The organism is Lutibacter profundi, assembly GCF_001543325.1.
GTDB classification, from domain to species: Bacteria; Bacteroidota; Bacteroidia; order Flavobacteriales; family Flavobacteriaceae; genus Lutibacter; species Lutibacter profundi.
Genome location: NZ_CP013355.1, coordinates 1958462 through 1983257, shown reverse-complemented (window position 1 = coordinate 1983257; position 24796 = coordinate 1958462). Strand labels below are relative to the sequence as shown.

Sequence of the window (24796 nt, the reverse complement as noted above, 5' to 3'; positions counted from 1 at the left end):
TTAATTTTACCTGCCTTTTCCCTTTATTACTATAATAATAGTACTCAAAATTATTTTAATATCTGTTACAAAAGATAAATTATCTAAATAAACCAAATCATATCTCGCCCTTTTTAACATTTGATCCAAATTATCTGCATAACCATATTTTATTTGACCAAGTGATGTAATCCCTGGTTTTAAGTTTTGCATTTTCTTGTATTTTGGGATATGTTTCATTATTTCATCTAAAAATACGTGACGCTCTGGTCTAGGACCAACAATACTCATTTCACCTTTTAAAACATTTATAAATTGGGGGAATTCATCAATTCTATATTTCCGTATAAATTTACCAAATTTAGTGATACGAGCTGCTTCATCCTTAGATAATAGTGGGTCATTTTCAGGTGGGGTTCCTTTCATACTTTTAAACTTCAATATATTAAAAGTTTTCCCGTTTTTTCCAACTCTTTTTTGAGTAAAAAAAGTCTTCTCTTTTGATTCTAAAAAAATTAATAAGGCTACAATTGGTATAAGCCAACTTAAAATAAAAACAATGACTAAAATTGAAAAAATAATATCAAAAATTGTTTTTGGAAATATGTATCTTTTTTTTTCAATTAAAACCACTAAAATATTTGTTCTAATATTTTTTGAGTTATTACATACGTTGGCAATACACCTGTGGTTCCTAAACCTCCTGATGCTAAGGTGCTTCCTGTTTTTAATGGATTGTCTGATGCGTAATATGCATATCTTACTTTTACTTTTTTAGAAATATTTCCTCTAATTTTAGATGCTGCTTGTATTGCTTTTTGATAATGCGCTCCTTCCATTTCAAGTCCAGTAACATTCCAAGTAGAATCATGAAAGAATTTTAAGATATCTTTATTTTGAAGTGAAGTTCCTAAAACAGTAACCATTGCTCCTGTATAAACTCCAAGCCCAAGACCTTCAAACATTTGTTTCTTTAGTTGATTTTTAAGTGGATAATTATCTGCTGTTCCTTCAAAAATATGAGATGATGGTATCATTATATCGCCCTTTTCGCCATCTAAAATACCTGCTTTTCCCATAATAGAAATAGATTCTACATTTAAATGATGCTTGATGTTTTTATCACATAAATAGGGCTTTAAAAGTTCATCCATAGTTTCATAAGCCTGCTCACCAAAGGCATAATCCATAACAATTAAAACTGGTTTTACTTTACCTTCTTCAGTATTGCTAATTGTATATTGAGTTTTACTAATATCAATCATTTCAGTATCAATAATTTGGACATTTATGTTTGTTCCTGAAGTGTCCTTAACATAGGTAAGCCCATTTTTAGCAGCATAGTCCATTACCTGTTTCCTTAAGTCTTCATTATCATCATTACTTAATAACTCAAATAGTGATATTATATTATTGTCTTTAATTTGTTTTGGCAATACAATTGGTGCATAAATAGAATTCATTACACTATGCATATTTGCACTAATAATATGAATTGGGCGCTCTAATAAGTTTTTATTATTTAAAATATCTTTTATATTGTTTGCCCATATTTCTCCGTAAATATGATGGCCTATACCTTCTCGTAGTACTGGGCTAAAAGTAATAGCTCTTTTTAAATTATGAACTTTTTCATTAATTGCTAGGTTGCCCAACCAATATATAATTTGAAAAAAACGATCTGGATTATTTTTTTCACTTAATTCTGTATGAACACGTTGTACTTCTTCAAAAGTTCTACCTAAAACATTGGCCATATGCGCCAACATAACATCTCTCTCGTCTCTTGATAGTTTTTTATTATTTAAAACAACATCTTCTATTTTTTTCCACTCTCTTATTGTAGAATTTCCTTCATTAATAAGTACTTTATATGCTATTTTGTGAGATTCTATAAATAAAAAGGTAAGGTGTGTTAAAATATCATAAATTTCTGATCTACCTCTAGTTACCTCAATATTCATTTGATCTTTATCTATTCTAAAACAATTCCTTCTTCTTTTTGGCGGAACAATTGGCTTAAAGTGAGAATTTGAATATCCTTCATCTGCAGTTAAATTAACAAATTGACATTCTTCTATCCCTGCAGGAAGCCTTTCAATAACATATACTAAACCACTTAACTCTACTTTTTCTTCAGCTATTGAACCGTATATTTCAGGCCTAAGTAATAACAAAGATTCTCGCAATGCATCACCAGATATACCCATTGGTTTGTAAAAACCTCTACTAAATAAATGGCGCATTGAAATATACAAACGCTCTATTGCATTTGATGATTCCTGAGCTCTTGTTCTCCCTTTTATTTTTGAATGTGACATAGTGTAATTTTGGAATGCAAAGATACAATTTATCTGTTTGTTGTATATTTCAAAAACTATAATTTTAATTTTTTAATATAGAATTGTACCTTTTAGTATTGTTAAGAATAGTAATTGCCTGTAAAATCGTTTTGTCAAATATTACTTTTTGCATATACACCCCTTCTTTGTAGTAATACCGTTTTACTATTTCTTCCGTTAATTTATTTAAAATTTCTTCTTTATTCTTGTCTAATTCTTTTAACTTTTCTACGTGTATTGTTTCTAAAAGATTCTGATAACTTTTAGTTAAATTCTTAGCTAGTTTTTCTGAATTTGCTTGTTCTTTTGCTTTTTTAAATTCCGTTTCTGTTTTGGTTTCAAATTCACTTTGATGATTATTTAAATATGTTTTTAAAAATAAATAGTCTGATTCCGTTAAATTAAATTTTGAAGGTTTTACTATTGAAGGATGGCTGTAAAAATAATTAGTTGCATAGTTAAAAAATGCATTCGATTTTAATAATGTTTTTGTAGTTTCTGTTGTCTTTATTTTTTTTATTTCAATATCTGGTAAAATACCTCCTCCTCCATAAACCGTTCTTCCTTTTTCTGTTTTATATAATTTTCTCCCTGCATCTGAAAACTTTGGGATATTTCCTTTATCATCTCTGTTCGTATAATCTAGCTCTTGAATACATCTACCACTTGGTGTATAATATTTAGCTATGGTTATTTTCATTTGAGTACCATACGAAAGTTTCCTGTAACGTTGTACCAATCCTTTACCAAAAGAACGTTCTCCAATAATAACAGCTCTATCATAGTCTTGCAACGATCCTGCTAATATTTCTGAGGCTGAAGCTGAACGGTTATTCACTAAAATTACTACTGGTATATTTAAATCTAAAGCTGTTAATCTTGTTTTTAATGTAGTACTCCATTTAGCAACTTTTGCCTTGGTTGTTACAACTATTTTATCTTTAGGAATAAAAAAATTAGTGATTTTAACTGCTTCATTTAGTAAACCTCCAGGGTTATCTCTAACATCTATAATTAATTTTTTCATTCCTAACTCCTTCAATTCCAAAATTGCTTTTTTTACTTCAGAAGCAGCTTTGTCATTAAATTTTGTAAAAGAAATATAGCCAACATCAGTAGCTAATATTGTAAAATATGGAACGGGGTTTATTTCAATTTTATTTCTGGTGATTTCTATTTCAATTTTTTTATTTTGACGTTCAATTTGAAGTTTAACATTGGTGTTTGGCAATCCGTTTAATAAAGTAGAAATTCCTTCTTCTTTATAATCTTTAACAAAAACATCATTTATTTTTAAAATTAGATCTCCTGGCTTAACCCCTTCTTTTTCTGCGGGTGAATTTTTTAAAACCTCCCGAATTGTTAATGTGTTGTTTTCATATCTAGAAATAACGCCAATACCTCCATATTCTCCAGCAGACGCAATACGTGAACTTTCAACCCCTTGCTCATCATAATACCGAGTATAAGGATCAAGGTTTGAAAGCATATGATTAATGGCGTTATTAGTGAGTTTTGCAGGATTAATTTCATCAACATAATACATATTTAACTCTTTAAATAGTGTTGTATAAATATCTATTTGTTTTGCTATTTCAAAAAAATCAGATTGAAATCCAACAAAAATAAACATAAAAACACCTACAAAAAATCCAATAAATACTTTTTTAATTTTATTCATTTTTAATAATTTTATTTAAAAATTTAGTGCTAATTTTCTTTATTGAAAACTCTAAATCTTCATATTTCAATTCTTCTTTTGCACTATAAATAAACATAAAAATATAGTGTTCTTTCAAATTATTAGAAAAAAGATGCTTGTTTTTTCTATATACTTCACGCATAACTCTTTTAATTCTATTTCTGTGTACCGCTAATTTAACAGAGCGTTTTGGTACGGTAAAACCAACTTTTATAGGAAATTCTGATTGATGTTTCTTTTTTAAATAAATCAACTGTATAGGAAATGAATTTAACCGATTTCCCTCAGCAAATAATTGCTCTATTGCCTTTTTACTTTTTAATTTTTCTTCTTTTCCTAAGGTATATCTCATTATTGCAAATGTAATGAATAAAAGATTTTAATTTTTAAAATTAAAAGGACTATAATTACTAAATTTGTAAACCATTAAAATAAAATAGCAAATGTCACAAGATTTATTTCAAGCTCCAGATTATTATCAATTAGATGAATTGTTAACTGAAGAGCATATATTAGTACGAGATGCAGCAAGAGAATGGGTAAAAAAAGAGGTTTCTCCAATTATAGAGCAAGCCGCTCAAGATGCAAAATTTCCAACTTCTATAGTTTCAGGTTTAGCTGAAATTGGTGCTTTTGGGCCTTATATTCCTGAAGAATATGGCGGTGCTGGTTTAGACCAAATATCGTATGGGTTAATTATGCAGGAAATTGAACGTGGAGATTCTGGTGTTCGTTCTACTGCCTCTGTGCAATCTTCATTGGTAATGTATCCTATTTGGAAATATGGCAATGAAGAACAACGAAAAAAATATTTACCAAAATTAGCAAGTGGTGAGTTTTTAGGTTGCTTTGGATTAACAGAACCCGATCACGGTTCAAATCCAGGAGGTATGGTTACCAATATTAAAGATATGGGTGATTATTACTTGTTGAATGGCGCAAAAATGTGGATTTCAAATGCTCCTTTTGCTGATATTGCTGTTGTTTGGGCTAAAAATGAAGATGGACGAATTAAAGGACTAATTGTTGAACGTGGTATGGAAGGTTTTTCAACTCCTGAAACTCATAATAAATGGAGTTTAAGAGCTTCTTCTACGGGAGAATTAATTTTTGATAATGTGAAAATTCCCAAAGAAAATATCTTACCTAATAAAGATGGTTTAGGCGCTCCTCTTGGATGTTTAGATTCTGCTCGTTACGGTATTGCTTGGGGAGCTATTGGTGCAGCAATGGATTGTTATGATACAGCTTTGAGATATGCCAAAGAACGTATTCAGTTTGGAAAACCTATTGCAAGTTTTCAATTACAACAAAAAAAATTAGCCGAAATGATTACAGAAATTACTAAGGCTCAATTATTAACTTGGCGTTTAGGAACACTAAAAAATGACGGTAGAGCAACTGCGGCACAAATTTCTATGGCAAAAAGAAACAATGTTGAAATGGCTTTAAAAATAGCTCGTGAAGCTCGTCAAGTACTGGGAGCTATGGGTATTACGGGTGAATATTCTATTATGCGTCATATGATGAACTTAGAAAGTGTTATCACTTATGAAGGAACACACGATATTCATTTGTTAATTACAGGAATGGATATTACAGGAATTCCTGCTTTTAAATAAAATTCACTTAGGCTTTATTAATCTAAAAAGAGGTTTCAATTATTTTGAAACCTCTTTTTAGATTATCATTCTATAAATATTTATAGTCTTAATTTCTTTATTGTATTACTAATTTCTTTGTTGCTTTTCCTAAATCTGTATTTATAGTTACCAAATAAATACCTGTTTTTATAGCGTTTGTATTAATTGTATGTTTATTATTAGTTATTGTTTTTACATCTTCAACATACACTTTTTGTCCAAACATATTTGAAATTGTAACAGTAAACTCATAAATATCATTTGGCATTTTTAGCGTAATTTCTCCTGATGAAACCGGATTTGGGTATAATTGAAATGTATTTAATATTTCATCTTCAATACCTAACGTTGTGTCTACAATATTAACGGTGTAATCTTCAACCTCTCCATAAGAAAATGTGTTTTCACACGGATCAGTTATATTACTTCCTGCCCCACCGTAATATTTCATTATAACTCTCATTCTAGTAGTTCCTAATACTGCTGTTCCAGGTATAGTGAAATTTGGACTTACTACTGGAGTTGTTGTAGAGGAGGGGTCATCAAAAACCATTTCGGAAACATCAAAAGTTCCATCCTTGTTAAAATCTATCCAAACGGCAACAGCTTCAGTATAGGATGTTCCAGTCCAGTTTTTAGTAACTGAAATTGTATTATTTGTAGAATTTAAATTCAAATCTGGAAAAATAACGGAGCTTGTATAATCTGAATATCCAGAAGTTGTTGATGCTAAAGAATTATTGTCTATTCCACCTAACTGAACATTGCTAATAAATTCATCTACAATACTATTCCCTGCAGCAGCACAATAATTAACTGCTAAGGTTGTAAATGTTGTTGAAGTACTATAATTGGATGTACTGGAATTACATATACTTCTAACTTGATATTCATAAGTAGTTGAAGCGGTTAATCCTGTTAAATCCAATGAGTTTGTTACTGATGATGTGTTTATCCAAGTTGAAGATCCACTAACTCGGTATTGAATGTCGTAAGAACTCACTCCTGCATCATCCCAACCTATGGTTGCTGTTGTATTCGTAATACTTGAAGTAACAAAATTTATTGGAGTAGTTGCTGTAACAGGTGTTAATAAAACATCTGCTAAAACAATTGTTTGTAAATCTGTTATTGTTTGATTTGTTAACGTATAAGGTTGATAACAATCTGCTTCATATAAAATATCATAGGTTCCTGCTTTTATTGGTCTATAATAATCTCCTATTGGTAATTCTGTTTCAACCCAAGAATTTCTACTATTTACTTGATCATCTCTTCCTACAATTGTTATTTTAGCTTTTATTGGGTTTCCTGTAGAAGCATCTTTAACTAACCCTGTAAAACCGTAAATTCCCTCTTTAAAAAAATCTATTAAGGCATCTCTATTGTAATTCCAATGATTTTGGATTTCAGCCTCTGGAATTAATTTAACGTCACTCAATTCAATTGTAAGCTCTCTTACATGTTTATCATAATTCATATAATCTTGACGTCCTCCGGCAACTCTATACCAAGTTGCTCCATGAGTTATACCATTATTTAAATAAGTCATATATCCAGAAGGGCTATCAAGTTGAGCATTTGTAGCATATTCCCGACTTATAAATTGATACCAGTCATCATCAGCATGGTAACCTTCAGCAGCAGTCCAAGTATCCCAAGGGTAATTAACTACTACTGCACCTCCATGAAAATTTGCTCCAATTACAAAATGATAACTATCTGCCATTGACATAAAAGCCAATGTTTCAACCTGATAGGCATTACCATCAGGATTAGGTCCGTCTTTTGGATCTGGATAATTTCTATTTAAATCAATTGCATTTGCATTTGCTCTACGTGCTCCACTAACTGTTGTGTACGTAGCTGAACCGTAAAAAGTACCATCAGGGTTAGCCATTGGGTTAATCCATATTTCAGAATTATCTACCAAATTTTTTATTTCGGTATGTCTTGGGTTTGCTACATCATTATATGCGGTAATAAGAAAATCTATTAAAGAAAGCATCATTGGATACCCTGCTATTTCATCGCCATGCATAGAAGATGTTAATAATAATCGTGGTTCTTGTTCGTGCGTACCAACATTATCTGATAATTTTATAAAAAGTAAATCTTTCCCATTAACTGATTGACCTATATTTACCAATTGTGCAATTGTAGGATTATCATTTGCAAAATCTGCCATTTGTTGTGCGTAATCTGCATACGTTGGATAGGCGTTTAATGGGAATGTTAATGTATACGCTGTAGCTTTAGCGTTCACATTATTTTTGGTATCATACATTTTAACCTTTTTGGGCTCATTTAATTTTTTATTAACCGTAAAAGGTAAATTGAATTCTAAAAATTTATTAAAATTCTTTTTATTTGCTATAGCATTTATTGTTAAAGGATTATTTCTGTTTTGTCCGTGGTCAAAAGAAATAATTGAGGAAAGCTTTTTTACTTCATGTATATTATTGGCTGTGAAAGTAAAGGCTAGTTCACCTCTCTTTTTTAAATATTTATCTGCTAGGTCTTTATTTGTTTGTGCATTTGCAAAAAATAAAGCACAAAAAAAAGCTGCAAATAGTAATTTTATTTTCATTGAGCTAGTTTGTTATAAATTTCTAATTTAATTATTTTTGTACAATTATTTTTTTTGTGATTTGACCAGTGGTTGTATTAATTTGTACTATATACATTCCTGAAGTAGCATTATTAATTGGTAATGAAATAAACCTTTCATTTAAATTTGTTTTCCAAGTTTGTATTTCCTGTCCAAGATAATTAAATATACTTATATTGAGTATTTCAGTATCAACAATTTTCTTTATTTGTATTTCAGAAATAGCATTATTCATAAAAATGTGAATACCTTCTTCCAAGGCTATTTCTTCTAGTGTTTTTAACCGTGGTTGGAATGTTAGTACAAACCTATCTTCATATTCTCCTGCTTTTAAATTGATTTCAAAAGGCTGATTTGTAATATTATATGTTTCACCAGTAAAATTATCTTTAATATAAATTGAAGTGTTTTCTGTTACATTTACAAATTCATCAACATTAATATTTACTACACCATCTTCTTTTAACTGAATTCCCAATGGAATTTCTTTATCTAAACTAAGTTTATTCGTTGCCTGGATAACATATTTTTTTGAATCTATAGTCCAATACATATCATTACTCAGTAAATCATATATTTCTCCATCGAATCCCCAATCTACACCATCAGTTGCTCTATCATCTATGGTAAGCAATAATTGCCTATGTCCATTTCCTCCTACATTAAATCCAATTCTAAATTTTTGTCGCATATCAGAATCTGCTGTTATTTTGGAAGCTGTTTTTGTAGATTTTGCAGTCTTCATAAAAATTGAGTTAGTAACATCTTCCGTTTGAAAAGCTCGTTGTCCATTATTAAAAACAATGCTTTTTGCTCCCGATGTTGCATTACCTTGTACAAAAAATCCTTGTCCTACAGCAACATATCTAGCTGGTGTTTTTGGTGAAGTAGGAGCTGTTTGGTTTACATCAGGATCTGCAGTTGTTGCTACACCTCCTGATAAATTATAAGCTCCATATCCTGCTTGATAATCTTTTAAATTGTGTGTATTTCCTCCATAATGTTCCCAAAAATAGAGCGTTCCTGTAATGCTTCCTGCATTATCTGCTATAAATTGATTTGCATCTAAAGCAGATGGATATGGGTTTCCTACTAAGTAATCATTATTGTCGTTTACCGTTAAGGTAATAGTACCATTATTTGGTTTGCCAACAAATACATAATTTTGGTCTGCTGCAGATCCTGTTCCTTTCATTAAAAATCCTTCTCCTGCTTTTAAGGTTCCTGTACTACCTATTTGTACCCATTTACTATAATCATCAAATAAGTCATTAACATATTTGTATATCCAATATTCAGCAATTTGAATTGGTGGCCCCACAGCTCCATTATACCCTCCTACAAATGAAATGTTAACAGGGTTACTAGCATTTGTACCATCTTTTAAAACATCTGCAACGGTATACGTTTTAGCAACAAAATCTGAAACTACTGGTGAAGACCAATCATTATAACGGTATAAATTACCTACTCCTTGTTGGTCTCGTTCTAAATAACCTGTACTTGCAGCATCTAAATCACTACCTGTAGTTTGTATTAACTGAGATTCTCCATCTAAATCTATAACTCCATCTATTAATAAATAATGAGATACTGTTAAAGAATTATCTGCATTAACAGAAAGTTCATTCGCATTGTTTTTTAATCCTAATACTGTTACATCTCTGATAATATTAACATTGTTATTGGTTTCTACAATATTCCAAGTTATTTTGGAACCATCAACAATTGAATTCTCATTAGGTAAGGTTTGGACTGAATTATTCAACCAAGTAGCAGCAGTATCCCAACTTCCATTAGCTGTACTTTCGTATGGAAGAGGTGCTGTTTGATAATCTACGGTATCTAAATTTCTTAAAGCTCCTTGATTTTTATTTCCTGAATCATCTATTGTATTTGTATAAGCATAAGCAGACATTGGGTAATATCCAGCCAAATTTGCCCAAGGAATTGAAGCTACTTCATTTTTAGTAATAGTTTGTGGAATAATTGTTCCGTTTATAAAACTAGCATTATCTTCTATTTCTTGGTTCATAATATAACGCAACTGATTTACTGATAAAGCTACATCCCAAATTCTAACTTCATCTATATTACCTTCAAAAAATGCTGTTGGTGTATTTTTACCTGCAGCAGCAATATAAAAAGATTGCGAGGTGTTAACTGGATCTGTTAAAGATGAAACAGATGTATCTAAAACTCCATCAATATATAAATTTGCCGTTCCTCCGCTATAGATAATAGCTACGTGATGCCACTCATCCTGTGGAATTACCGTAGTTGACGTAATGGTGTGTGTACTACCGTTTTTCCAAACTACTTCAAACTGATTAGAAGAGTTAATTTTAAAATCATATCCTTCTGTAAAAGGATTATCTCTTTTAGAAACAATAGAGGTATTGGTTGATCCCGCTCCTCTTTTTACCCATGCAGAAATGGTGAATTGCGATGGATTTACATCCAACGCATCTTCCATATCTATATAATCTTGAATACCATCAAAATTAATAGAACGCACTACTCGTGTTTCAGGTGCATAGCCAAAAGTAATATATTTAATGCCATCAAAATCATATTCGGTTTCTAAATTACTTCCTACTTCTGTCATTATTCTATAATCGGCTGTAGGACTAAAAACTCCTGTATCAGAAATAAACATAAAGTAACTTCCTGGAGGAGAAATATTACGCACTGCACTTGTAGGAATTGAAATTTTTACTGAAGGAATATCTCCTCCATGTTCTGTTACTTTCCAAACCCTTTCCATTCCAGTAAACGTAACAGGAGTAGATAAACCTGATATTCCCGCACTCATATCAACATTTATAACATTAGGTGCGTTATCTAAATTCCCATTATTATTCCCCCAAGTTAAAAACTCTTTATCATTAAAAGTGGTAGGATTGTTGCTAATGTTTTGGTTGTTTGTGGTGTAAATATCTGTTAAACCCATGGTAACCAAACCTCTTATTTGACCTGTACCATCAAATGCACTATTCACACTTTTAGATTGTTTTTGATTTAATGCTGAATCATCATCTCTACCTATTCCCGCTATATCATAATTATAGCCCGCATTGGCAGATTGATCCCAAATAACATTTCCTGCAGAATCTACATAATCTTGTGTTGTGCCATTTACACCCAACGTAATACCATATTTAATAGCTAAATACGATTGAATTTTATTTCTTTCATCTGTTAAACTTGCATCTGTTTTTCTAGAGGAGTAAGTAATAATTTCAACAATTCGAGCATCTGTACTTGCTTCCCAACCTTCACTTCTTCCTATCCAATATCTTGAATCGTTTACATTTGAAAAATCTGCAACGTCATTTTGAGTAGTTTCAATATTCGTAGCGTTATAGTATAACTCTTGTTGTGTTAATCCTGTATTATTTCTAGCGTTTATTATTCCTACATTGTCGTATGAAGCTCCTCCTGTTTCTGCAACTCCATAACCGTTTTCTGTTCCTCCACTTCCGTCTTCCGAAGTAGTTCCAATAGCATACGAAATAACTTCACTATCAAAACGTATCGAATATGCTCCAAAACCTATACCTGTTGCATCTGTTTGATTGGAGGAAATATCTTCATCTCCACAAAAAACATCCATACTTCCAAAGGTTGAATTAACGGTAGTATCTGGTATTAGTACCACAAACATATCTTGCGTATACAAACCACTAGTTCCTTCTAAAAATTGAGTTGTGGTGTCATCATATGAGAAATCACTATCAATCGCAACTGGATTGTAACTATTATCAAAATCTACTACAGGGTTGAAGTTTACATTATATGCTGCATCATCTCTGTAAGTAGGTTCTTGGCCAGCAGTATTAACAGTTGCATCAGCACCTCTAGCTTGGTCTGACCAAAGGGAAACACTTTGGCCATTGGTATATCCTAACCCAGATGTTGATTTAAGCCATAAATACAATCCATTAGTTACACCTCCTGGACCTGCAGCTAAAGGAGCTAATCCATTTCCTGCAATAGTAAATGTAAAAGGATCTTCATCTGAATCATTATTTGAGATAGTTACAACATCTGTAAAAGCACCTACTGTAACAGGAGAGAACGTAATCGTGAAGGTTGTAAAGTTTCCAGAAGTTATAGTTGTTGTTGCTGGTTGTATTGTAACTGTAAAAATAGTTCCTGTAGCTAATGTCACAGTGGTTCCAATGGTTAAATCTGCATCCCCTATATTTTCTATGGTGAATATTTTACTGACAGAATTTCCTGTGTCTACATCACCAAAATTAGTATTATTAGAAGCTGAAGTTGTAAGATCTCCATCTGGTATATTATTTGCATTTCCTAAAACTTGTATTTCAGGTGCAGGTGCAGGAGATGTAACATCTACCGTATAATCTTCTACCTCTCCATCAAAACCTGTTTCACAACTGGTTGGATCTGAATTGTACTTTGCAGAAACTCTCATTCTTGTTGAGCCGAGTGTTGCCCCTGTTGGTACAGTAATGGATAACGGACTAAGTGATGTTGCACCATCAGAAACATCAGTTGCATACCCCATATCATAAGTTTCGCCAGCATCATCAAAATCACCATCTTGATTCCAATCAATCCATACGAATGCATAAATGGTATAATCTCCGTCTGTATTTACATTTACAGTTAAATTATAAGATGACCCTTGTATTACCGATGTAGAAATTGCTGTAAAATCTTCATATCCAACATCTTTCAACGGGCCATCAGCATTATTAATAGTGTTAAATGAAACCAATGTAACCCCTGTCTCATAAGTTGTCGTACCACTTGAAGCGCAATAATCAACTCCAGATCCTTCAACATCAAACGTATAAGGGTCTTCGTTAGAATCTGTGTTATTTATAGTTATTGTTGATGTTTGAGTACTTACTGTGCTAGGATCAAAAGTAACATCAAAGGTAACAGAATTACCACTAGCTATTGTTACAGGTAAAGTTATATTACTTACAACAAATAAAGCGTTGCTACTTGTTATTGAAGAAACATCTAAATCGGATGTACCAACATTTTCAATTGTAAATGTTTTTGTAATTGTCCCATTTAAATAATATACACTTCCAAAATCAGTATCGTCAGATGCTGATATTGCTGTATTACCATCTGGTATATTAGTTCCATTACCAACTACGTTTATTTCTGGTCCAGAATAAGTAACTGTTAACGATACATTATCAATTGCCATATCACTTCTGTAAGAGCTACCTGTAGTGCCTTTGAATCTTATATATATTGTTTCCCCAATATATGCTGTTAAATCTAATGTAACTTGTGACCAATCATCACTACTGCTTGTTTGTACTTCTCCTGTTTGAGACCATAAATTGGTTGGGTAGGTAGATCCTCCATCTGTACTTATCTCTACGTCTAGAGTTCCCATACCAGATCCATACATATGGTAGTAAAAAACAAAGGTAGGGTTTGTTATACCAGCTAAATCAAAGGATGGACTTACAAAATAAGCAACTTTAGATGGATAGTTTGGATCTGAAGATTCTGTATACATGTAATAAGACCCACTTGCCCCTGTTGATGGACCGGTGTTAGAGGATGGCGTACCTCCCGCATCTCTTGTCCAATCAAAATCATCACCTCCTGCTTGACTCCAACCACTAAGGTCTGATTCAAAATCTGCAGTATGAATAACTGTTTGTGAAAAAAAGTTTAATGAAACTAAAAAAGTTATACCAAAAAGTATTTTACTGAGGTTTAGGGGTTTAAAATACATATGTCGTTCATTTAATGGGATTTACAAAAATAGTGAAAAAATATTAAAAATCAACATTCTTTCAATAACTAATAGACAAATAGCGTGTTTTTATTAATAATTTACCTGTAATTACCCTTGTTTTTAAAAATGAGCTTAAATACTAAGTAAAAATGAAAATGAAAAATTTCTTCCTGGAGAACTAATTGAGGAGGCAAATTCTTTGTAGTGTATATCAAAAATATTATCAATATTTACATAACATGTTAAATCTGAATTTACTTTATAGTTGGCTCCAAAATTAAAGGTATTCCAACTAGGGTTTCCAAAATAACTATTGGTAGCATCAATAAATGGCGTTTGTTCAATATTATCTTTTCCTTCAATTAAATTGTAATCTTTTAGTCGTTTTTCTGTATTAAATTTCCAATTTAAACTAGCTTGTAAACGCTCTTTTTTTAAGCCAATTTCAAATAAACCAAACAAAGGTGGAATTGAAGATAAAGGTAGTTTGGTGTCATACGCTTTTCCTTTAGTATAAGTAACAGATCCTCTAGTGAACCAAAGAGAATTTAAATTTCCTCTAAAACTAAAAGTGCTTCCAATTATATAGGCATTATCTTTATTAATATTGGCTACTACATTCCCTTCTTCATCATCGTACATAATTGTTTCCGAATTATTTATGCTGAAATAATCTCTTGTAATATAATTATTTAAAAGTGTATAATAAATATCTAGCCCTATTTGAAATGTTTTATTATTAAAATATTTTAAGGCACTTGTTTCAAAGCTATAAATATATTCAGGTTTTAAATATATATTTGGTATGGTTACATCTCCAGATTTTTCTCTAATTTTCCCTATATCATCAATATTTGGTGATCGAAACCCAGATGCTATTACACTATTTAATTGCCAATTAGTTGTTGGTTTATACACATAACCAATTGTTGCTGTAACTGCTGAGTTATTTAACGATATATTAAAATTTGGCAATGTTATAAATGTATCATCAATCCATTTTGCGCTTAAATAAGTGTTTACAAGTCTAATTCCCGTATTTAATGTTGCTTTTTTATTAATATCCTGTCTGTAATTTACATAAGAAGCAAAGCTAGTATAGGTGCTTCCTCCATCTGGGTATCTTGATTGCGCTTTAAAATCATCACTAAAACCAATAATTGTATTGCCAACCACATTTAAGGTTTTTCCGTAAGCATTAGAATTTACTTTATTGTGAGTCCCTTCAAAACCGTACGATAAAATTCTATTATTTTCTTTTGTTAACGGCACAAAAAAGTCTCCATTTAAACTCCAAACGTCAACTTCTTCATTTCTATAAAATCGGTTTAAACTTGTGAATTTTCGTTGTACTCTAGATTCTTTAATGTTTTGAAACGCAGCTGTAATTGTTCCTTTTTGAATCCACTTTTTATTGGGGTTTATTTTAAGTTGTGATGAAATTAACAACCTTTTTTGTGGTCCATAATACCATTCAGCAAATTTTAAATTACCATCAGAAGATTCATTTAATTTATCAAATCTATTAATATTAGAAGATTCTGAGTATTGGAAATTAAATATTAATTCGCTTTTTGTTGAAAAAGGTATCGCAATTTTTTGAAGTATATCTGTTTGCTTATATCCCGTATTTTTTTGAATATTATTATTTGAATTTAGTACGGGAATTGCATTGTAATAACTATTTGTATTATTTGAATACTCAACTACTTTTCCCCAATTATTAAATCCATGATTTCGTGTTTTTCCCATTCTTAAATCTCCAAATTTACTATGAGAAATACTGGTATAAGATGCCCACTTTTTGTTTCTTATTTCAACGTTTGCTTCGTTAGTAAATTCACTATTCACCGAACTAAAACGAGAATAAAAAGAAGTGTTTATTTGTTTTTTACTACTGGTTTTTGGTATTTTAGTAAAATAATGGATTACACCCCCTAAAGCATCTGATCCATAGATTACAGATGAAGGGCCAAAAATAACTTCAACTCTATCAATAATATTTGGTGAAATAGTAATTGAATTTTGCAAGTGTCCTGCTCTATAAATAGCATTATTCATTCTAACACCATCAACCACTAACAATACTCTATTTGCTTCCATTCCCCTCAAAACAGGACTACCACCACCAAATTGTGTTTTTTGAACTTTAATTCCTGGTAAGTTTGCTAGTAAATCAGCTGTTGTTTGTGGAGCTAGTTTTTTTATTTCTTCTCTTGAGGCTACTACTATTTGTTCTGCTATTCTACTTCTTGTTTCTTCTCCTTTTGAAGCTGATAAAACTATTTCGTTTAGCTGCTCAGATTTTTTAGTTAAATATACTACAAAACCAATTTTACTAAGCTCTTTTTTTAAAATTTCATATTCATAACAAGATAAATGGTTGAATGAAATTATATCAGAAGGGTTGAAAATTGATAAATCTGCAATACCTTTTTTGTTGGTATACACAATTTTGTTTTTTGAATCGTTATAAATGGTAACATTTTCAATTGGAAAGTTTGTTGCTCTATCCAATACTTTAACTTGTTGACCTTTTACAGAAACTGTTATAAAAAAAAGAAAAAATACCACTAAAATCCTCATAATTAACTAAATACAGCTTTTAAAATTGTTAAAGATTTTGGTTTTTTAAAGCCTCCCAAATGTAATTCAAAATATTGAATTAAAATAGACAAAACTGCTTGTCTGTTAGTGGCGCTAAAATCAATTGTATGTAACACATCAAAATTTATGCCCAACAGCTTTTTAAATTGTATTAAATTATTTCCTGAGACTAAATTTCCTTTGTTAAAATTAGTGAAATTACCTTCTAATAAATCAAAATAAATTTTATTGCTTAGATTCGTTTCAGGATAAAAACCAAGAAATTTTGTTAAATTTAGTAAAAACAGTAAATGAAAATTTGAAACATTGTCATGCGTGTCTAACCACAAAAATGAAGTTTCTAAATATTTATATAGTGTGCTATTTTGTTCTTCTTCACGAATTGCATAATATATTATTTCAGCTAAAAATAATGCAATAGTTTGTTTTTTTATATCTGTGTATATTGAATTATAAAAATGCAATATCTCTATATCTCTAATAAAATTTAAACTCCCTTTACTATTGTGATTAACCGTTAAATTAAGTTGCATTAAAGGCTGGAAATAGGCTGGTTTTATTTTGGCTTTTCTAGATTTCAAAACCCCTTTAAGTAAATATGTTTTGATACCACAATTTTTTGTGTAACAAGTTACTATTAAACTTGTATCTCCATATTTTATAGATTTAATTACTATTGCTTTTGTGGTTTCAATCATTTAATTGATAATAGCAATTTTAGCTACAGTGGTTTCTAGATTATCTTTAGTAATTAATAGCACAATATAAATTCCAGATGCTACTTTACGACCTGCTAAATTGGTTTTATTCCAAACTACTTTACCTCCAAATAATTCTTGTCCGCTTTTTGTATTGGTTTCATACACTAAGTTTCCTGCAGTATCTAAAATTTTTATGTTAGTATTATTTGGGAGATGAGTTCCGTTTCTACCGTCAATTGTAATAAATTCATTATTCTTTGTTGAAGGGTTTGGATAAGCATAAATTTCAGGTAAATTCTCTCCGTAAGATGACACATTGCTGTTAAAAGCTACAATTCCTTTATCTGTAGCAAAATAAACTTTCCCTGAGCTATTATCAATAGCTATTTTTAGAATATTATTAGACGGTAATGGAGAATTATCTTTGTTGAAATTTTGTAGTGTTATTGTGCCATTAGGACTTGTTTGTACGGTTCCTCCCGTTTCTGTACCAAACCATTTATTATCTGCTCCATCAACAGCAATAGTATTAATTGGTTGGTCTCCCAACAACTTTTTAGGAATACCATCATCTAGTATAATAATAGGTTCTGCTTCAACAATAGTTGAGTTAAATATATTTGCCGCATTATAATATACTACCAATCCTTTTTTGGTACCTATCCATATTCTGTTTTTTCCGTCTGCTTTAACTGTTTTTACATTTAAATCAGGTAAAGCCCCTTTTGTTTGTTCAGTTGTAAGTGCTCTTTTTTTATCTCCATTTTCATTAAAAACCAAAACCCCATTACGCCTAGACCCAATCCAAATATTATTGGTTTTATCAATTATCAATTCATTAAGCCCAAGGGCAGGGTTTGAAATTACTGAACTCATATCAAAACTAAACCAATTACCTTCTTTACTGTATTTTTTTACTCTATCATCAACCCAGGCATTGGCTATCCACAAATTTCCTTCCTTATCAAAAGCAGCCCCATTGATTCGAATACTAATATAATTTGGATTTGAAATAACTAATTTTTCTAACCCGCTATTAATATGGTTCCAATGTGTTGTAATTATATCATCCTCAACAATTAACATTCCTCCTCCCCAAGAACTTAAATAAACTTTATTGTTATTTAATGGATCAAAAGTTATATTCACCAAATCTCTGACGTTATAATTTGTATTATAAGGAGTATTAATCCAGTTTTCTCCATTAAAATGACTGTATCCAAATTTTTTTCCTAACGGTTTATACGACGAGGTATAACTGCCATACACTACCCACAAATTATTATCATTAACAGCAATTGAAAAAGGAGAGTTTGAAACAGGTCCTTCTGGGTGAATTTCTTCAAAATTTGAAATATTTTGAAGATTACTTTTTAAAATTCCAAATTCTTGAGTGCCTAAATACAATATATTATCTTCAACAATTGCCGTATTTAAATTATAAAAATAGGTGTTTGATGCATTTGCTGTATAATTTACTACCTCAAAATTATTTAAATCATTAACATACACACTCCTTTGTGTAGTTATTGTTAAATAATCTAGAGATGATTTTAAGCTTTTTATAGGCTGAGAATATGTTTTTTGTAGTAAAAGTGTGTTATTCTCTATTTTATATAAATTACGATTATTAGAGGTGAATAGCTGATTATTAAACACTTCAATAGATGAAAAATCACCTAAAAAAAATTGTTCCCAATTATTGAAATCTATAAGATTATCACTTGTAACATCAGCTGAAAAAACACCTTTTTCTGTGGCTGCATATATTATATCCTGAAAAATTTTAATTTCATTAATTTTGATTTCAGAAGACTGATTTCCTATAAAATAAGTATCTCCAAATTGTAAATTTTCAATATCATAAACTACAATTGCAAAGGATGTTGATAAATACAGTTTATTACCATACGCTGTAATATTATTAATTTCTTTATTTCCTGAATAACTAAAATTTACAATGTCTTTTGCTATGCTAATATTTCCTTTATTATCAATTATTTCAAGCATTCCTGTTTCATACCCTATAATAATTTTGTCAAAAGTTTCACTGTAATACAAACTGGTAGTAACATCACCTGAAAGTCCGTTAACTGAAGATATTTTAGCAACTTCATTAGAAGTTGTATTATATGTAAAAATAGCATTATCTACAATTGCATATATTATATTTTCAACTTTGATAAAATCTTTAACATTATTATAAGAATAAAAATCTTCCCAACGGTTAGAATAGTCAATCTGTGACAGTATAATATTGGTAAAAAGAAATATAAATATTTGAGTTGCTTTTTTCATATTATTAACATTCAAATATATTTATTAAAAACGGATTAAAGAAAGTTATAGTAGTAATTAAAACTTAGCTCAAAAAAAAACCTTGAACATCGTATTTCGAATTACAATGTTCAAGGAATAAATAAATCAACCCCAAAGACTTATTTAATGTTTTTAATGTATCGTGCCAAAACCCCTCTTGACATTAATACAAAACAAATATACGCTTGAAAACGATAACTTTTTTAATAAATAAACAAATGAAGTTAAAAAATGTATAAATGGTGTGATTTTTATTATAAATGGATTTTTGATGAATCTGAAATTTACACAATTAAAGGTTGGTATACACTTTAGATGTTAATATCCTCAACAGATTTAAAATCCCATATAATTCCTTTCTTCTTATAAATCACTTTTTTTATAAAATCTTCATTATTAAATTTTATCATTCTTATATATATGGTTTCTTTAATATTTTGGCAAACACTGCCTAAACCTATAAACTTAAGTGAATTAGAAGAGTTATTAATATCTTTTAATATTTCAGAATCTGATGGTATAGAAAATTTTAATATGGACATTTTGTTAACTGTAATAGAAAATTATACTACCAATTTAGTTAACTTAAAATCAACTTTTGTTTAAAATTTGCTATTTAAACAAAAGGATGTATAAATGGTGCGTTTATTTTAATAAATGGTTTTCTTATTAAGATATTGGAAAGCTAATTGACACTAAAGTTCCTGTTTTTTCTCCAGAAGAAATATCCTTAGTTTCAATATGAACATCTTTATTTTTGTATAAAATTCTAATTCTATTTTCAGTAGCGCTTGCACCAAAAAATTTACGCCTTTCAGATAAAGGGGTTATTGTTTTTGTTTTATTAATTCCTATACCATTATCTAATATAGTACACAAAACATTATTTTGAACTTTTTTTACTGTCAACTCAATTGTTTTTTCTCCCTTTTTTTTCATAATACCATGCCAAATTGAATTTTCTATAAATGGTTGTAAAAACAACGGAGGTACCTTTATTTTGTCTAAATTTAGATTTTTATCTATGTTCACTATATAATTAAAGCCTCCTGTAACACGCATTTGTTCAAGTTTAACATATAATGCTAAAATACCTAACTCATCTGAAAGTGTGGATGTAGTACTTGATGAACTATTTAATATAACACGTATTAACTTAGAGAATTTAGTTATATAATCTGATGCCTTTTCTACTTCATTTTTTATTACAAAATTATTAATAGAGTTTAATGAATTAAATAGAAAATGAGGATTCATTTGACTTTGTAATGCCGTCATTTTAAGCTCTTCCATCTCCTTTAATTTTACTGCCAACCTTACCTCTGCATTTTTGCTTTTTTGTTCAATTCTTTTAATTATAAAACCAAGTATCACAGAAAATATTATACACTGTAGTATTGCTCCTAAATACACAAAAAACATAGGCTGAACACCTAAATCTGTAAAAAATTCTAACCCTGTAAAGACTTCAATAAAGCTAATATTTGCTAAAACAACATAAATTAACGATCCAAAAATAAAATATCGTGCAGAGTTATCATCAATCCTAGTATATATTATATAGTATGAAATTAATGTAAAAACTGTTAAAAGGGGCGCTACAATAGTAAAAGCTTTAATTTGGAAATCATAACCAAAGAAGAATTGAATTGAAACAAAAATAACTGCAAGTGCTAGCAGGACTTTTATTTCAATTTCAAAATATTTATCCCATCTTAGTAAATGAGTTCTTGTATCCAACAAATCTCTCGCAAATTCTACATAGGCTGCATATGCTAAAAATTGGATTGAAAAGTTTAAATAAAGATAAATTTCTTTAAAATTTACAGAAACAATATCTTGTAAAAAATAGATGCTTAACGCTAATAAATACAAACTGTAGTATAAATACAGTTTACTTCTATTTTGAAAAAAAATTAAAAAATGGTACACGAATAAAACGAAAAGACCTCCTCTTATCCACGAAAATATTTCAGAATGAAAATCTAAAAGCATTATTTATCCAGATATAATTTTTTAAATAATTCGGCCTTTCTATTTCTACTTATACTGGCTGTTAAGCCATTTGTCATAATAAGTTCTCCGCCTAATCCTTTTAAATATTCTTTGATGTGATTTAGGTTTATTAAATACGAATTATGAACTCTAAAAAATTCTGAAAATTGAAATTTCTTTTCTACTTCTTTTAATGTTTTAGAAACCAATATTTGTTGTTCAGATTTTAAGAAAATTGTGGTATAGCTTTTGTCAGATTTCAGCATTATAACATCATCTTTATCTAAAAGATAAACTTTACCATCGGCAGAAATATTAATTTTATCATGATTATTGTCATTCAAATTATTTAACAATAATTGTAATTTATTTTCTAGTAAATCTCCTTTTTTAGATTTTTTAATTTTATCCATTGAAGCAAGCAATTCATCTTTATCAACAGGTTTTAATAAATAATCAATAGCCGATACTTTTATGGCTTTAAGTGCAAACTCATCATGTGCTGTAGTGAAAATTAAATTAAAATCTCTATTATCTACCTTTTCAATCATCGTAAAACCATCCATTTCAGGCATTTGAATGTCTAAAAATACAACATCCGGTTTTTGCTCATTAATAATTTTAATGGCTTCAATAGGAGAATTACATGTAGTAACCTCTACATTATCTATATAATTATTTAATTTCCATTCAAGGGCTTCTAAAGCATCCTTCTCATCGTCAACTAGTAATATTTGTAGCATATTCTTAGGGCAGACATTTAGTTAATTAAATTGCAAGATACAACATTTGTTTTTGAACTTAAAAAATTTAATCCTTAATTTTAATTTTTCGATTTATTTCATTTCCTTGTTCATCAATAGTTGTTATTAAATATTCTCCTGTTTTTGGTTGAATTTCAATTTCGTGAATATTTTGAGTAATGCCTATAAATTGTTTATTTAAATACCAAAAAACTTTTATGCTATAGTTTGAGTGTACTAACTTTAGTATGAAACTGTTTTTGTTACCTTTAAAATCCTTTGTAAAATATATTATTTCATTATCTTTTGGAGTTATAAAATCCATAGGGTTCTTGTTATCGATTAAACAATCTTTTCTAAAATTGGGTATTTTTTTATAAAAAGGATGGTGTTTTTGGTAATAAAATTCTTGCAAAGGAGGTAATACAAACCAACTTTTATGAACTATATTTGACTGTTTTTCACATGAAGTGTTTACCTGAAATTCTTTATTTTTATCTAAATGAACTAAAACATGGTAGGGGCAAGGAGCCGTTTTTAAACCTGCACGTTGCACAAAAACACTGTCTTTAACCTCACAAATATCACTAGCTCTATAACCACTTTTACTACAAATAGGTATTTTAACCAATTCATCAAAAGGAGGTTCAAACCAATTACTATTAGGTAGTATGTTAAAAACATCAAACAATATTGGTGCTGCTGTAGAAATACCTACTAACCCCGGCCTTCCTTCTCCATCAGCATTTCCAACCCAAACACCAACAGTATAATCTTTTGTGGTTCCTATTGCCCAAGCGTCTCTAAACCCAAAACTCGTTCCGGTTTTCCAAGCTATTTTATTTGAGTTATTAAAAAATCGCCAATTCTGTTCACCTTCTGGCCTATTTACTTTATTTAACGCTTCAAAAGTTAAGTATATAGAGCCTGCGTCAAAAATTGTTTTTTCTGTTGAAATCTCACCAAAATTTGGTTTGAAATTTACCAAATAGGATGGTTCTATAAATTCATTTTTATAATATTTACCTTGTGTTTCGTCATAATGATTTACTGTTGATGCCATAGAGGCATAACTTTTACATAAATCCCATAAATTACTTTCTGCTCCTCCTAAAATTAGAGATAATCCATAATGGTTTGCGTTATATTTAATATCTTTTAATTTTAATTCTTTTAAATATTGTCTAAACCTATCTAGTCCAAAACTTCGCAGCATTCTAACTGCTGGTACGTTTAACGATTTTGATAATGCAACACTTGCAAAAACGGCTCCGTTATATTTTTTGTTGAAATTTTCTGGATGATAACTTCCTATTTGTGTAGGAACATCTACAACTAATGTATTTGGTAAAATATCTCCAGAATCTAACATTGCTGCATATAAAAATGGTTTTAAAATACTACCTGTACTTCGTGGTTTATGGATTATATCAACATCTTTTTGATGCTTTTTTGTAGTTGGAGAATTACCCACATAAGCTAATACTTTTCTGGTTTTTACATCTAAAATTAATACTGCAATATTGTTTATTTTATTTTTGCTTAACTCATTATAATGTGTTTTTACAATTGAATTTACATATTGTTGTAGCCTTATTTTTACAGCAGTTTTAATTCGTTTTCCTTTTTGATCTTTAGCTATATTTTGAAGCAAATGAGGCGCAATTTGAGGAATTGAAAATGGTTTTTTTGGTAATTTTTCTTGAATAGCTAATGTATACGTTAGTGAATCTATTTTTTTATTTAAAAAGAGTTTTTTTAGTAAATAGTTCCGTTTTAGAACTAATTTTTGTTGGTTTTTGCCTGGATAAATTAAGCTTGGCGCATTTGGTAATACCGCTAACGTTGCACTTTCAGCCCAAGATAATTCATTAGGTAAACGTCCAAAATACCGCCAAGAAGCAACATCTAATCCAACAACATTCCCTCCAAATGGTGCATTTGAAGTGTAGAGTGCTAAAATTTTTTCTTTGGAGTAACGAAATTCTAATCGTGTTGCTAAAATAAGTTCTTTTAATTTTTCGAAATATGTTCTTCTTTTATTTTTTCTCGAAAGTCTAATAACTTGCTGCGTTATGGTACTTCCTCCTCTTTTTATTTGTTTAGTTTTAAAATTTTTATAAAAAGCTTTTACAATTGAAATTGGGTTAAACCCTGGGTGTTTGTAAAAATAAGCATCTTCAAATTGTATAATACAGGTTGCAAATTTTTTAGGAATACTATCGTTTTGAGGAAATCTCCATTGCCCATCATCTGCAATTCTAGCGCCTAATAATTCTCCTTCCTCACTTTCTATTACCGTTGAAGTTGGACTGTTAAATAACTGTTTTGGCAACGAAAAATAATAAGTTATTATTAAAATAGCAGCTATTGCTAATTTGTATTTGTGTATTTTTTTAAAATTCATTGTT

At 29.9% G+C, this 24796-nt stretch carries 14 protein-coding genes; 1 reads left to right on the top strand and 13 read right to left on the bottom strand.

The window, feature by feature from the left end; genetic code table 11:
- Positions 1–6: 6 nt before the first annotated feature.
- The 4 genes from Lupro_RS08770 to rnpA all read right to left on the bottom strand — a co-directional run bounded on the left by Lupro_RS08770 (position 7) and on the right by rnpA (position 4375).
- Entirely contained in the window at positions 7–612 is a 606-nt protein-coding gene (locus tag Lupro_RS08770; protein ID WP_068208873.1) for a sugar transferase, read from the bottom strand.
- A complete protein-coding gene (locus Lupro_RS08765; RefSeq protein WP_068208866.1) occupies positions 612–2300 on the bottom strand; it encodes a DUF6909 family protein in 1689 nt (562 codons plus the stop codon). The genes Lupro_RS08770 and Lupro_RS08765 overlap by 1 nt, the downstream gene beginning before the upstream one ends.
- A 64-nt stretch (positions 2301–2364) precedes the next feature.
- Entirely contained in the window at positions 2365–4002 is a 1638-nt protein-coding gene (locus tag Lupro_RS08760) for a S41 family peptidase (protein WP_068208856.1), read from the bottom strand.
- A complete protein-coding gene (rnpA, locus tag Lupro_RS08755; RefSeq protein WP_068208854.1) occupies positions 3995–4375 on the bottom strand; it encodes a ribonuclease P protein component in 381 nt (126 codons plus the stop codon). Before rnpA ends, Lupro_RS08760 begins: the two co-directional genes overlap by 8 nt.
- A gap of 91 nt (positions 4376–4466) precedes the next feature.
- On the opposite strand from rnpA, the gene Lupro_RS08750 reads away from it, so the two are divergent.
- Positions 4467–5645, top strand: a complete 1179-nt coding sequence (locus Lupro_RS08750; protein ID WP_068208852.1) for an acyl-CoA dehydrogenase family protein — start codon at positions 4467–4469, stop codon at positions 5643–5645.
- A 97-nt stretch (positions 5646–5742) separates the two neighbouring features.
- Here the strand turns inward: Lupro_RS08750 and Lupro_RS08745 are convergent, their stop codons facing one another.
- From Lupro_RS08745 to pbpC, 9 genes are all read right to left on the bottom strand, one after another.
- Positions 5743–8256: a M14 family zinc carboxypeptidase gene (locus tag Lupro_RS08745; RefSeq protein WP_068208850.1), complete on the bottom strand. Its 2514-nt coding sequence runs from the start codon at positions 8254–8256 to the stop codon at positions 5743–5745.
- A 31-nt stretch (positions 8257–8287) separates the two neighbouring features.
- The gene (locus Lupro_RS08740; protein WP_068208848.1) at positions 8288–14017 is read right to left on the bottom strand and encodes a DUF8202 domain-containing protein; all 5730 of its coding nucleotides are present in this window, start codon (positions 14015–14017) and stop codon (positions 8288–8290) included.
- A gap of 135 nt (positions 14018–14152) precedes the next feature.
- A complete protein-coding gene (locus Lupro_RS08735) occupies positions 14153–16606 on the bottom strand; it encodes a TonB-dependent receptor plug domain-containing protein (RefSeq protein WP_068208846.1) in 2454 nt (817 codons plus the stop codon).
- Positions 16607–16608: 2 nt separating this feature from the next.
- A complete protein-coding gene (gene recO, locus Lupro_RS08730; protein ID WP_068208843.1) occupies positions 16609–17325 on the bottom strand; it encodes a DNA repair protein RecO in 717 nt (238 codons plus the stop codon).
- Positions 17326–19626 carry a type IX secretion system anionic LPS delivery protein PorZ gene (gene porZ / locus Lupro_RS08725; RefSeq protein WP_068208841.1) on the bottom strand — a complete coding sequence of 767 codons (2301 nt, stop codon included), beginning with the start codon at positions 19624–19626 and terminating at the stop codon, positions 17326–17328. It lies immediately after the preceding gene.
- A gap of 332 nt (positions 19627–19958) precedes the next feature.
- The gene (locus tag Lupro_RS13450; protein WP_144439124.1) at positions 19959–20189 is read right to left on the bottom strand and encodes a hypothetical protein; all 231 of its coding nucleotides are present in this window, start codon (positions 20187–20189) and stop codon (positions 19959–19961) included.
- A gap of 127 nt (positions 20190–20316) precedes the next feature.
- The gene (locus Lupro_RS08715) at positions 20317–21642 is read right to left on the bottom strand and encodes a sensor histidine kinase (protein WP_068208837.1); all 1326 of its coding nucleotides are present in this window, start codon (positions 21640–21642) and stop codon (positions 20317–20319) included.
- A complete protein-coding gene (locus Lupro_RS08710) occupies positions 21642–22385 on the bottom strand; it encodes a LytR/AlgR family response regulator transcription factor (protein ID WP_068208835.1) in 744 nt (247 codons plus the stop codon). The genes Lupro_RS08715 and Lupro_RS08710 overlap by 1 nt, the downstream gene beginning before the upstream one ends.
- A 67-nt stretch (positions 22386–22452) precedes the next feature.
- Positions 22453–24792: a penicillin-binding protein 1C gene (gene pbpC / locus Lupro_RS08705; RefSeq protein ID WP_068208832.1), complete on the bottom strand. Its 2340-nt coding sequence runs from the start codon at positions 24790–24792 to the stop codon at positions 22453–22455.
- Positions 24793–24796 lie beyond the last annotated feature (4 nt).